Below are 12,162 nucleotides of genomic sequence, written 5' to 3'. Positions count from 1 at the left end.
ACATCACCCGCAGCCGCCTCGGACGCCTCACCCGTCAAGGCTTCCTCACCCAGCCCGGACGAGGCCGCTACCAGAAACGGACTTAACGCCCTCTCAAGACGCTGCGGACCGCGAGCGGGTGCGGCATCAACATCACCGGCGGCACCGAGACGGGCCACGCGAGCGGCACGTACAGCCACTGGAACGGCTACAAGGCCGACATCGCCCACAACTCGTGCGTCGACTCGTACGTGAAGAACAGCTTCACCCGCATCTCGACCCGGAGCGACGGCTCCCCGCGCTGGCGTTCCGCCGCCGGCAACGTCTACGCCGACGAGGGCAACCACTGGGACATCACCTACTGCGGCGGCTCCAGCGCCTGCACCTCGTCCGCCAGCGCCTGACCCCGACCGCAGGAAGAGGAACCCGTCATGAAGTTCGGGACCCGCCGCTCGGTCGCGGTCCTCGCCGCCGGCATGGGCGTCTTCGCCGCGAGCCTGTCCTCGGCCCCCGCCGCGCAGGCCGACAGCCTGGGCTGCCCGGTCGCGTACGTCTGCTTCTACTCCGCCGACGGCGCGACCACCGGGTACTTCCAGGACATCACGGCCACGTGGCAGACGCTCAGCGCGAGTCGCGGCGCCGCCGCGGTGTTCAACGCGCGCCTGCGCAACGGGGCGCTGCTCCACTTCACCAACGGCGCCACGCGGTGCGTCCGCCCCGGCGAGAACAGGAACGACCTGCGGAAGATCGGCACGGTCGACAAGATCCGCATCGTCACCTCGGACAACTGCTGACGCGGTCCCGCGCCCACGCGACCGGCCCGCAGCCACCACCCTCCGCTCACCACCCACCCACCCACCAAGGGGACAGTCATGCCCGATTCCCTACGAGCCGCTCGCGCCCTGAGCGTCGTGGTCTCCGGCCTCACCGCCGCCCTGGCACTCGGAGCGGCCCCGGCCTCGGCCACGACGGAATACATCCAGGGCACCGTCACCAACCGGTACACGTACGCCACCAACCCGCACTCCGTCACCGTCGGGGGCAGCAACATCTACCTCCAGATCACGGACGTCGGCGTGCCGATGAAGGTCTTCTGGTATAAGTGCGGCCAGCGCGACGTCCACGGCACGGCCGTCGACGTCGGGGACGGCAGCCGCCACAAGCTCGGCACCAACTTCAAGGCAGGCGCCCAGATCTGCCTGGCCTATGTCGGGGACATCGCCGAGTCCGGGGTCTCCTTGCCGTGGCGCGGCAAGCTCACCCTGAACGTCTTCTCCTGAGGGGAATCACCCCGTTCGCAGCACGGCCCCGGCTGACGCGCACGGCGTCGGCGTTCCCGTCGGGTTCCGAGGAACCGCCCCACCCCACAGGAGCACGATCGCCATGAGCAGAACCACCCGCCTCACCACCCTGCTCGCGGTCACCGCCACGCTGCTCGGGACCCACGACTACCTGACCTGCACCTGACGCTCACGGCCGCTCGGGGAGACCTGCGGCAGTGCGGCGGGCGCCGGGCGACACACGTCGCCCGGCGCTCACCACGTCCCGGCAGCCGCGGTCCGAGGACCCCGGCGGGCACGCCCCCGGTTCGTCGAGCACCGGTGTCCTACGGTTGAGGCCTCCCGGCGACGGGTCCACGGAGAGACGCCACGGGCGGGCGGCACCCTCAGACCGCGTCCGGGACTGCGCTCAAGGCCGCCTCCGCGATCTTCGTGGCCTCTCGTTCGCAGCCGACGGCCGGGTGCCGGTCGCCGCCCAGCGCGACGTACACGGTGAGGTTCGCCTTACGTACGGACAGGGCGCAGGTTCTCCAGTCACCGGACGACAGGGGTTCCCAGTACGCCTGGTCGGCGAAGGCGAGACCCGTCGCGGGGCGTCCGGCGCGCGCGTCGTCCGTGAAGTCCTCCTCCTGGACCGCGGTGGCGTTCTCGGAGTACCCCACGGAGCGGCGAAGGTTCCAGCGGACGTCGGCGTGGGACAGGGACTCCCAGTCGCTAGGGAACTGCTTGTCCCGGTCGTACCAGTAGCAGCGGGTCTGGGCGAAGGAGGTGCTGTCGCTGGTGTCGTCCATGTCCGTCCGGCGCTCCGGCAGGGGGAGCCGTACGGCCGCCTCCGCACAGGTCGGCATGGTCAGATACCGGTCCGGCGGCCCGGCCGCCCGGTCGTCCTCGCGCACGTACCACCAGGCTCCGGCGCCCAGCAGGCACACGACGACTCCGGCCGCGACAGCGGCCCGCACTCCGGAACGCCTCCGGCGCGCCGGTGCGTCGGCAGGAACGGACAGCTGGGTGACCACGGCGGTGGCACCGCCCGGCGGCGGCACGATCACGGTGCGCTCCGAGTCCGGACCCCCAGCTGCCAGAAGCCCGTCGAGGCCCGCCTGTTGTTCGCTGATCGCCGCGTGGACGGCCGGCGGCCAGTGCCGGGTGACGGGCGCAGACGGGCCCAGCGCGGCGAGGAGCTGCGCGGGGCTCGGGCGGGCCGCCGGATCCTTGGCCAGACAGGCGGCGACGAGACCCCGCAGGCCCGGCGGCACGGCGTCGAGCGCGGGCTCGGCGTGCACGACGGCGTAGAGCTCCTGAAGGGTCGAGGGCCCGGCGAACGGGCTCGCCCCCGTCGCGGCCAGCACCAGCACCGAACCGAGCGAGAACACGTCGCTGGCCGGAGTGAGCTCCAGCCCCTCCGCCTGCTCGGGCGACATGAACGCGGGGGAACCGACGACCAGCCCCGTCCCGGTCAGCTCGGCGAGATCCCCGCTCTCGGCGGCCCGCGCGATACCGAAGTCGATGACCCGGACGCCTTCCTGCGACAACAGCACGTTGTCCGGCTTCAGATCGCGGTGGATCAGCCCGGCCCGGTGGATCTCCTCCAGCGCCGTCGCCAAACCCACGGCGAGCCTGCGCACGGTCTCGGCGGGCAGCGAGCCCGACCGCGCCACGGCCGCGCCCAGCGAGGGACCGGCGACGAACACCGAGGCGAGCCAGGGCGTGGCCGCTTCCGTGTCGGCGTCCAGAACAGCCGCCGTACAGGCACCCGACACCCGCCGCGACGCCTCGGCCTCACGCCGGAACCGGGCGCGGAACCCCTCGTCGGCCGCGAGCCGGGCATGGATCTGCTTCACGGCGGCGAGCCGCCCGTCCGGCGCGACACCGAGGAACACCCGCCCCATGCCACCCCGGCCCAGCTCGGCGAGGAGCCGGTACGGGCCGGCCCGGCGCGGGTCCGTGGGACCGAGCGGGCGGGTCACCGGGCCTTCACCGCCGCCATGGCCTGCCGCCCCATCTCCACGGTGACGCTCTCGCACCGGCCCGCCGCATAGGCGGGACCCTGCACGAGGAGGAAGAGCTTCATGTTCCCGCTCCGGCCGTGCAGCACGCAGTACTTGCCCTGCGGCTTCTCCCACAGGGCCTCCTCGACGAAGCCGAGCGAGAAGTCGCGCGGGGTGATGCCACGCCGGTAGAACTCCTCGTACTTCTCCTTCGCCCGCTCGGCGCCGGTCCGCCCCGCGGCACTGTCGTACAGGTCCCAACCGACTGTGACGCGGTCGCCGGTGCGGGTGATCCACGAGCACTGCACGGTCCGCCACCCGTCGTGCGGGGTCGTCCGGGTTGGGTTGTCCAGGGTGCGGTCCGGGGTGAACCCGGCGGGCGCCTTGAGCCGGGCATGTGTCTGCGCGCAGGAGGGCGGGGCCGCGGTGTACGCGTCGGCGACCTTGTCCAGCGGCACACCCCCCGGAGTGGGGACGGGCTCGGGCGCCACCATGTAGTAGACGTCGGCCGCCCAGCCCGTCGCCGCACCCACCGCTCCGACGGCCACGAGGACCGCCGCGGCGACGGCCAGGACGAGCGGCCGACGGCGCCGAGCGGCTCGCACGGGAGCGGTAGCGGACGGGGAAGCGGCCAGGGAGGGGGCCGGGGAAGCGGGCGAGAACGCGGGAGCAGCCGAGGGCGGGGGAGCGGGCGAGAACGCGGGTACGGGCGGGGACGACGGTGGACGCGCGGGCGTGGAAGGAAGCGAGGACGGGGGAGCGGCGGCCGGTGCGGCCCGGAGGAGCCGGTCGACCTCGCCCCGCTGCGCCGCGATCCGGGCATGCACCGCCTCCGGCCAGGGCCGGACGGCGGCGGCCAAGGAGCCGAGGCGCGCCGGCACCTCCTGCGGCGACGGCCGCAGGGAGGGGTCCTTGGCGAGGCAGGCACCGATGAGCTCCCGCAGACCGGACGGTACGCCCGTGAGGTCGGGCTCCCCGTGAACGACGGCGTGCAGAACAGCGGGCACCGAGCCGCCGTCGAAGGGCGCCCTGCCCGTGCAGGCCACGGCCAGGGTGGCCCCGAGCGCGAACACGTCGGCGGCCGGCCCGGGGGAGCGCCCGTCGATCTGCTCGGGGGCCATGAAGGCGGGGGAGCCGATGAGGGCACCGGTGTGGGTGATCCGGGTCGCGTGGTCGGCGGCCCGCGCGATTCCGAAGTCGATGACCCGGACGCCGTCCCCGGTGAGCAGGACGTTCGACGGTTTCAGGTCCCGGTGGACGAGCCCGGCGCGGTGGACATCGGCCAGGGCCCGCGCGAGCCCGGCGCCGCCCCGACGCACCGCCTCCTCGGGCAGGACACCGGCCGCCCCGACGGCCTCGCTCAGGGTGGGCCCCGGCAGGAACAGGGACGCGAGCCACGGCGCGGCGGCATCCGGGTCGGCGTCGACCACCGGCGCCGTATAGGCCCCGGAGACCCGACGGGAGGCATCCACCTCACGCCGGAACCGCGCCCGGAACCCCTCGTCGTCGGCGAGTTCGGCATGCACGCGCTTGACGGCGACGAGCCGTCCGTCCGCCCCGACCCCTAACAGGACCCGGCCCATGCCGCCCTGCCCGAGCACGCCAACTATTCGGAACGGACCCACATGTGACGGATCGTCGGGTCCCACTGCCTGCATGATGCGGTCTCCCCCGAGAAGCTTCCTTGAAGACCGCGATCATAGGTGGTGCCTCTCCCGGACGAAGGAGCCGGGCGCCCCGACGTACCGGCGTACCGATGCCTTCAACCCCGTCGCGGCAGAGGCTCAACCCTGTCTCCGCCACCGCGCGGCCATGTATCAACCATGTATCACCCCAGGTCAGACAGGTTGCTCGGGAAGTGCCGCAGGCGGCCGGGTGCGCGCGGTGGATCGTGAGGAGAGGCATGATGGAGGGCCGACCACCCCGCCCGATGGATGCCCATGTCTGAAGCCACCCCCGTGATGATCCTGCTCGTCGAGGACGACGAGGTGATCCGTCGATCCGTCGCGATGGCACTGGAGCGCTACGGCTACCACGTGACCGTCGCGAGCGACGGGCTGAGCGGCCTCGAACTGTTCAGGGAGGGGCGGCACGACCTGCTGCTGCTCGACGTGATGCTGCCGGGGCTCGACGGCATCGGGCTGTGCCGCAGGATCAGGGAGACGAGCATGGACCCGATCCTGATGATGTCGGCGCGCGGCGACGCCCTGGACGTCGTCTCGGGACTGGAAGCAGGGGCCGACGACTACGTGGTCAAGCCCGTGGACACCTCGGTCCTGGTGGCCCGGATCCGTTCCCTGCTGCGCCGGGCGACGTTCGGCGCCTCGGATCAGGCAGGACAGGCGGGGCAGCCCGGGAACGCGGCACAGGCGGGCCGGGCCGGGCGTGAGGAGCCGCGAGACCTGCTGGTCTTCGGCGATCTCACGATCGACCCCGCTGCCCTGGAGGTCACCAGGGACGGCCGGGAAGTGGCCCTGGCGCCGACCGAACTGCGGCTGCTGCTGGAGTTCGCGGCCCGCCCCGGGATCGTGCTGGACCGCCAGACCTTGCTGCGCGACGTCTGGGACTACGGCTGGGACGGCGACACGAGAGTCGTCGACCTGTGCGTACAGCGGCTGCGGAAGAAGATCGGCGCCGAACGCATCGATACGGTACGCGGCTTCGGCTACAAGCTGCGGCGCTGAACGGAGACAACGAGATGACGGTCGTTCGCGCACTGCTGAACCCCCGTTCCATGCGCTGGAAGATCATTGTTCTGGTGGCCCTGGCCTGCTCCGCGATGGCCCTCACCGTCGGTCTGCTCGTCCACGACTCGACCCTCAGGAGGTCGATGCACGACGGCGCGGCCAAGGCCCGCGCCACCCTGGACCAGGCGATCGACACCGCCCGGACCTCCGAGCAGGAATCGCCCCTCGCGACCCCCGGCGAACTCCCCGACGCCCTGATGCAGCAGCTCGACCGCCACACCGAGGGAACCTTCTACGAGGACGGACCCCCCGCCCCCGTCTACTGGGCCGCGAGGTGGGAAGGCGGCCGGCTGTACGCGGTCGAGGTCGACATGACCACGGACGAGCTCACCCGCCAGGCCCTCGACCGGCACATGTGGAAGTACTCCCTGCTCACCCTGGCCATCGTGATCCCGGCCACGGCACTGGCGACCGAACTGCCCGCGCGGCGGCTGCGCAGGGTGGCCCGAACCGCCCGCCGGATCACGGCGGGCGACCTGGACGCCCGTACGGACATGGGCGGACGCGGCGGCGACGAGATCGCCGAGATCGGCGCCACGGTCGACTCGATGGCGGACAGCCTGCAACAGCGCATCGCGGACGAACAGCGCTTCACCGCCGACGTCGCCCACGAACTCCGCACCCCGCTGATGGGCCTGCTCACCTCGTCCGAACTGCTCCCCGAAAGCGAGGCCACCGACCTCGTACGGGACCGGGTCCAGGTCCTGCGCGACCTGGTCGAGGACCTCCTGGAGATCTCCCGCCTCGACGCGGGCGCCGAGCAGCCACTGCCGCGACCGGTGGACCTCACCGAATTCGTCGAGGAGTCGGTGGCCAGAACCGGCCACACCGCGCGGGTGACCACCCAGGGCGAGCCGACGGTCGCCAGGACCGACCCCCGACGCCTGGACCGCATCGTCGCGAACCTCGTCGTCAACGCCCACCGCCACGGCGCCGCCCCCGTGGAGATCACGGTCGCCGGCCCGACGATCACGGTACGGGACCACGGCCCCGGCTTCCCGGCGGACCTCCTCGCCCACGGCCCCCGACGCTTCCGCACAGGCGCGGCGGAACGAGGCCGCGGCCACGGCCTGGGCCTCACGATCGCCCGCGGCCAAGCCCAGGTGATCGGAGCGAAACTGACGTTCACGAACCACCCGGAGGACGGGGGAGCGGTAGCGACGCTGCGCCTCCCGACGACCACCCACGAACCGACCGATCCCCGCGCGGCCACGCAACCGGTGACGTGATCACAGGCAGGTGTCGAGGGCTTGCGTTCCACCCACCGTCGCAGGCAGCAGCGCCGCCCATGTTCGCAGTCCCTGAGAACGAACCGTCATCAAGTGATCCAAAAGAATACTTCCAGCCGCCCCGCCACCCAGAGCACCGGCAACTGACAGCTCCGATACACAGCCGATGGGTTCCCGAGCGCCCGTAGCGCTCTCGCACCCGCCGCCCCGACACACCACCCCCGCAGTGTTGGCGCCGTACCCCGACCCGTACGGCAAGCCCCGGAGGTGGCCCCCGATGTCCCCCTACCCTGCCCTTCGTCACCGCACCCTGGGCGGCGCGCTGGCCCTGCTCGTCCTCGGCATCACGGCCGTCACGGCCATCACGGTGGAGGGTGGAGCCGACCCCGCGTCCGCGTCCGGCAACCAATCGCCGGCCTCCACCGGACCCGGCCCCGACGGTGGCCCGGCCATCGACGGAAGCACGATCCAGTGGCCGCAGGACGGCCAGAGCGCCGTGGAACTGGTGGGCGCGGGCTCCCCGCAAGCGCGGGGCGACCAGCGACCGGTGCCGATCGCGAGCCTGACCAAGGTGATGACCGCCCATGTCATCCTCAAGGCACACCCGCTGCGGCCGGGCGAGCCGGGCCCGCTGATCGAGGTGGACCGACAGGCCTTCCACGAGGTGGCGATCGGTGGCGAGTCGACCGTCCCCGTCCAGGCCGGCCAGAAGTACTCCCTGCGCCAGCTCCTCGAACTGCTGCTGATCCCCTCCGGGAACAACGTCGCCCGTCTCCTCGCCCGCTGGGACTCCGGCACCCAGGAGGCGTTCGCGAAGAAGATGCAGCGCACCGCCGACGACCTGGGCATGGATCGGTCGACCTACACGGGAGCGAGCGGCATCGAACCCACGACCACCAGCACCGCCGTGGACCAGCTGAAACTGGCCCGGCAGGCGATGATGGACCCGGTCTTCCGCGAGATCGTGGCCAGCCGGGACATCACCGTGCCCGGCATCGGCCCGATCACCAACACCAACTCCCTGCTGGACACCCCCGGTGTCGTCGGCATCAAGACCGGCTCCAGCACCCCGGCGGGCGGCAACCTCCTGTGGGCCTGCGAGGTCCGGATCGGCGACACCACCCGCATGCTCCTGGGCGCCGTGCTGCACCAGCGGGCGAACACCACACCCAGCGAGGGAATGCACGCGGCCCTGGAGAACAGCCGCCGCCTCATCACCGATCTCCGCGACCAGTTGACCTCGGCACGGACGGAACGCTGAACCACGATGACACCCACCCGCCCCGCATCCGACACCCCAGCACAGGACTCGCGACGGTACGAGCCGCCGGGCGCGACGGCCCCGAAGGCCGCAGGCCTGCCGTCCGCACCCGCCGCGAAGGCCCCGACGACCGCAGCCCTGCCACCCGCACCCGCCGCGAAGGCCCCAAACCCCGCATCCCCACCCCTCACCCCCACCACAACAGTTCCAAACCCAGAAAGCCCGCCCCCACACCGTCCCCCCAGCCCATGGACGTCCCGACCCAGGGGCACGACCACCACGATCTGCTCCGCCGTTCTCACACTGATCATCGCGGGCCACGACTGGCTCCCCGACTCCCCGGGCCGCCTGGGCAGCCTGGCCGAGACGCTGCTCCCCTGGACCGCGCTCGCCCTCCCCGCGCTGCTCGCCGCAGCCGTACTGCGCAGATCGCCGGCGGCAACGGTCGCCCTGGTGGTCCCGATCACCGTCTGGCTGGCGGTCTTCGGCGGCCGGCTCGCCGACAGGTCCTCGCCCGGCGGAGACCTCACCGTCGTCAGCCACAACGTCCGCCAGGACAACCCCGATCCGCACGGCACCGCACGGAGCCTGATCACGTCCGGGGCGAACATCCTGGCACTCGAGGAACTGAGCCCCGACACGGCGCCGCTCTACGAGCAGGCCCTCGCGGCCACGTACCCGTACCACTTCTACGACGGCACGGTCGGCCTGTGGAGCCAGTACCCCCTGCGCGACACGCGCCCTGTCCCGATCATGCCGTGGACCCGGGCCCTGCGCGCCACGGTGGACACGCCGAGAGGCCCGCTCGCCGTCTACGTCGCCCACCTCCCCTCCGTACGCGTCACCCCCACCGGCTTCACCGCCGGCGCACGCGACGAGGCCCTCGACCGCCTGGCCGCCGACCTGCGAGCAGAACGCCTCCGGCGTGTCATCGTGATGGGCGACCTGAACGGCTCCACCGACGACCGCGCGCTCCGCCCCCTGACCGTCGGTATGACCTCGGCCCAGGCCACGGCCGGAAAGGGCTTCGGCTTCACCTGGCCCGCACGCTTCCCCGTCGTCCGGATCGACCAGATCCTCCTGAAGGGCATGAACGCGACCTCGGCCTGGACCCTCCCGGCGACGACGAGCGATCACCTCCCCGTGGCCGCCCGCCTCAGCCTGTCCCCGGACACGCCGGAAGCCCCTTGACAGCGCCCCTGAACCCGCTCCGAACCAACCCCTCCGCACCGGCCCGCAAGCCGTGTCCCCCGCAAACCGTGTCGCGCCCGGCGGCGCGCATTCGAGATCCCCAACCGGCGCCCCAGGCTCCAACCGGCGCCCCAGGCCCCAAGGCGAGGCCCCGGGCCCCAAGAGATCACACCCCGGAACCCCCGCAATCAGCGGCCGCGGCCAGCTCCCGTTCAGCCTCGCCCTGCCGAGGATGCCCCTGCTCGGCGAGGCCGCGCCGAGCGGCATCCAGCGTCGTACGGGCCTCCTCCGCACGACCGAGCCGACGCAGCGCGATGCCCAGGTCCAGGCGCGCCGGCTCGCTCCACGCGGCCATCCCGGCCGCCTCGAAACCATCGAGGGCGCGGCGCAGCAACGGCTCGGCCTCCGCGCACCGCGCCAACGCGACCAGATCCCGGCCGACATGCTGCGACGTACCGGCCCGGAACACCGCCAGAACCTCTTCCGACTGACCAGGGATCCCTGCGCGGCACAACTCCTCGCTCTGCCGGTGAATGGCCAGCGCTTCCTCGGGCCGCCCCATCGAACGCAGGTGCCCACCCAGTGCGTTGAGCGTCGAGAGCTCCGCCAGCCGACTCTGCGGGGAGGCGTTCTCCCGGTGGCAGGCCGCCGACTCCTTCAGCCATGCCACCGTTTCCTCGGCCCGCCCCAGGTGGTGCAGCGCACCCGCCCCGTAACCGTAGGCCCAGCCCGTCTGCAGCAGGTCGCCCGCCTCGCGCGCCGCGGCCAGCGCCTCGCGGGCGGCCGCCAGCCCGCCGGCATAGTCGTGGACGCACAGGTTGCGCGCCCAGGCCAGGTAGTTGAGGTGCACGGCCTCGTCGCGCCGACTGCCCAGCGCCCGCGCGGCGGCCACCGAGCAGTGGAACACCTGCACCCACTGCTCCCAGTGCTGGGTGCGGTCGGAGAACCAGTGCATCGCCTCCGCCGCGTCCAGGACCTCCTGGTGGTGCCCGCCGGCGAGGGCCTGGCGCAGGGCGTCCAGCCACTGGACCCGTTCCGCCTCCAGCCAGTCGCGCGCCTCGTCGGGCCCACGCGGCGCGGTGGCGCCGTGCGGATCGCCGGTGGGGGAGCGCTCGGCGTCGAAGTGGAGCGCGGCCGCGCCGGCGCGTGCCAGCATCCACCGGGCGGTGCGCTCCCGGGCCAGGCCGAGATCCGCCGGATCGTCCTCGGCCAACCGCTCGGCGGCGAACAGGCGGAGCAGGTCGTGGAAGCGGTAGCGCTCGGCCGCCGGGTCGGGCTGGAGCAGCCCGCGGTCGGCCAGGTCCTGGGTGCACAGCTCCGCCTGCCGCAGCGAGGTCCCGGAGAGCAGCGCCGCGGTCTGCGGGGAGAAGTCCGTCCCCGCGGCCAGCGTGGCACGCCGTAGTACCCGCTGTGCCAACGGCTCCAGCCGCCGGTACGACAGTGCGAAGGCCGCACGGACCTGGAGGTTCCCGGCCTGCAGCACATCGAGCCGGCGCCCCTCGTCGGCGAGTTGGGCGACCAGCTTCGCGAGCCGCTCCGAGGGGCGGGCCGCGAGCCTCTGCGCGGCGATGCGCACCGCGAGCGGCAACTGCCCGCACAGATCGGCCAGATCGCGCGCCGCCTGCGGCTCCGCCGCCACCCGCTCGGCGCCGACGACCCGGCTGAGGAGGGCGACGGACTCCTCGCGGCGCAGTACGCCGAGCGCGACGCGGTCCACGCCCTCCAGCCCGGCGAGCGCGTTGCGGCTGGTGACCAGGGTCAGCGCGGGCCCGGACGAGGGCAGCAGCGGCCGGACCTGGTCCTCGTCGGCCGCGTTGTCCAGGACGAACAGCACCCGCCGGTCCTCGACGGTGGCCCGCAGCAGCCCGGCCCGGCTCTCGGCATCGGGTGGTACGGCGCCCTCGGCGATCCCGAGCGCCCCCAGCAGCCGCCGCAGAACCTCGCGCGGCTCAGCGGGCTCGGCATCCGTACCGCGCAGATCGACGGCGAACTGCCCGTCCGGGTAGAGGCCGGCGAGGCTGTGCGCCGCCCGTACCGCGAACGCCGTCTTCCCGAGTCCCGGCTGGCCCGTGACCAGCACCACCGCCGGGTACGCAGGTCCGGCGTCCTCCGCGACGGCCCGCACACGGGCGAGGTCGGCCTCCCGCGCGGTGAAGTCCCTTACGTCGCGCGGCAACCGCAGCCCCATCGCCTCCATCGGCACCGCCCGAGGCCGGGGCCGCCCCGAGGCGGCGGCCCGCTCCAGCGCCTCCGCCTCGCCCCCGGAACCGTCCAGCGCGAGCGCCGTGACCAGCGCGCCCACCGTACGACGCTGCGGACCCCGCGTACGCCCCCGCTCCATGTCGGCCACCGCCCGCACGCTCACCCCGGCGAGGTGAGCGAGCTCCTCCTGACTGAGCCCGGCACGGGTACGGAGGGTGCGGAGCAGCGCTCCGAACTCCCCACGGCCGGAAAGGGCGGAATCGGCAGTGCTCATCGTGCGGATCT

General features: G+C 72.9%; 9 protein-coding genes and 1 pseudogene. 7 read left to right on the top strand and 3 right to left on the bottom strand.

What is annotated here, in order from left to right; translation table 11 throughout:
* Positions 1-95: 95 nt before the first annotated feature.
* From ASD33_RS34255 to ASD33_RS19060, 3 genes and pseudogenes are all read left to right on the top strand, one after another.
* Positions 96-383 (top strand): annotated as a pseudogene (locus ASD33_RS34255) (hypothetical protein); the annotation flags it as partial.
* A 27-nt stretch (positions 384-410) separates the two neighbouring features.
* Positions 411-773 (top strand): hypothetical protein, encoded by a 363-nt coding sequence (locus ASD33_RS19065; protein WP_056561688.1) that lies wholly within the window; start codon positions 411-413, stop codon positions 771-773.
* A gap of 78 nt (positions 774-851) precedes the next feature.
* Complete coding sequence (locus tag ASD33_RS19060) at positions 852-1,259, top strand: hypothetical protein (protein WP_157870050.1); 408 nt, start codon at positions 852-854, stop codon at positions 1,257-1,259.
* Between the two features lie 386 nt (positions 1,260-1,645).
* Here the strand turns inward: ASD33_RS19060 and ASD33_RS19055 are convergent, their stop codons facing one another.
* Together ASD33_RS19055 and ASD33_RS19050 are read right to left on the bottom strand one after the other, a co-directional pair.
* Complete coding sequence (locus ASD33_RS19055; protein ID WP_056561684.1) at positions 1,646-3,226, bottom strand: serine/threonine-protein kinase; 1,581 nt, start codon at positions 3,224-3,226, stop codon at positions 1,646-1,648.
* Complete coding sequence (locus tag ASD33_RS19050) at positions 3,223-4,848, bottom strand: serine/threonine-protein kinase (RefSeq protein ID WP_056561682.1); 1,626 nt, start codon at positions 4,846-4,848, stop codon at positions 3,223-3,225. Before ASD33_RS19050 ends, ASD33_RS19055 begins: the two co-directional genes overlap by 4 nt.
* 339 nt (positions 4,849-5,187) lie before the next feature.
* Between ASD33_RS19050 and cseB the strand changes: the two genes are divergently transcribed.
* From cseB to ASD33_RS36325, 4 genes are all read left to right on the top strand, one after another.
* A complete protein-coding gene (gene cseB, locus ASD33_RS19045; protein ID WP_056561680.1) occupies positions 5,188-5,931 on the top strand; it encodes a two-component system response regulator CseB in 744 nt (247 codons plus the stop codon).
* A 14-nt stretch (positions 5,932-5,945) separates the two neighbouring features.
* Positions 5,946-7,223: a HAMP domain-containing sensor histidine kinase gene (locus ASD33_RS19040; RefSeq protein ID WP_056561678.1), complete on the top strand. Its 1,278-nt coding sequence runs from the start codon at positions 5,946-5,948 to the stop codon at positions 7,221-7,223.
* Between the two features lie 277 nt (positions 7,224-7,500).
* Positions 7,501-8,484 carry a serine hydrolase gene (locus ASD33_RS19035; protein ID WP_056561676.1) on the top strand — a complete coding sequence of 328 codons (984 nt, stop codon included), beginning with the start codon at positions 7,501-7,503 and terminating at the stop codon, positions 8,482-8,484.
* Between the two features lie 453 nt (positions 8,485-8,937).
* Positions 8,938-9,675, top strand: a complete 738-nt coding sequence (locus tag ASD33_RS36325) for an endonuclease/exonuclease/phosphatase family protein (RefSeq protein ID WP_242427080.1) — start codon at positions 8,938-8,940, stop codon at positions 9,673-9,675.
* A gap of 166 nt (positions 9,676-9,841) precedes the next feature.
* On the opposite strand, the gene ASD33_RS19025 is transcribed toward ASD33_RS36325, so the two are convergent.
* Positions 9,842-12,151, bottom strand: coding sequence for an XRE family transcriptional regulator (locus tag ASD33_RS19025; RefSeq protein ID WP_079044867.1), 2,310 nt, complete (start codon positions 12,149-12,151; stop codon positions 9,842-9,844).
* Positions 12,152-12,162 lie beyond the last annotated feature (11 nt).

This window comes from Streptomyces sp. Root1304, assembly GCF_001426405.1.
Lineage (GTDB): Bacteria > Actinomycetota > Actinomycetes > Streptomycetales > Streptomycetaceae > Streptomyces.
Note: the sequence above shows the minus strand (reverse complement) of the source record. Positions and strands in the feature narration are given on the sequence as shown.

Excerpts from the sequence above, each read along its gene's own strand:
- ASD33_RS19025 (WP_079044867.1), bottom strand. The coding sequence starts at position 12,151 with ATGAGCACTGCCGATTCCGCCCTTTCCGGCCGTGGGGAGTTCGGAGCG.
- ASD33_RS19065 (WP_056561688.1), top strand. The coding sequence starts at position 411 with ATGAAGTTCGGGACCCGCCGCTCGGTCGCGGTCCTCGCCGCCGGCATG.
- ASD33_RS19040 (WP_056561678.1), top strand. The coding sequence starts at position 5,946 with ATGACGGTCGTTCGCGCACTGCTGAACCCCCGTTCCATGCGCTGGAAG.
- ASD33_RS19060 (WP_157870050.1), top strand. The coding sequence starts at position 852 with ATGCCCGATTCCCTACGAGCCGCTCGCGCCCTGAGCGTCGTGGTCTCC.
- ASD33_RS19035 (WP_056561676.1), top strand. The coding sequence starts at position 7,501 with ATGTCCCCCTACCCTGCCCTTCGTCACCGCACCCTGGGCGGCGCGCTG.
- cseB (WP_056561680.1), top strand. The coding sequence starts at position 5,188 with ATGTCTGAAGCCACCCCCGTGATGATCCTGCTCGTCGAGGACGACGAG.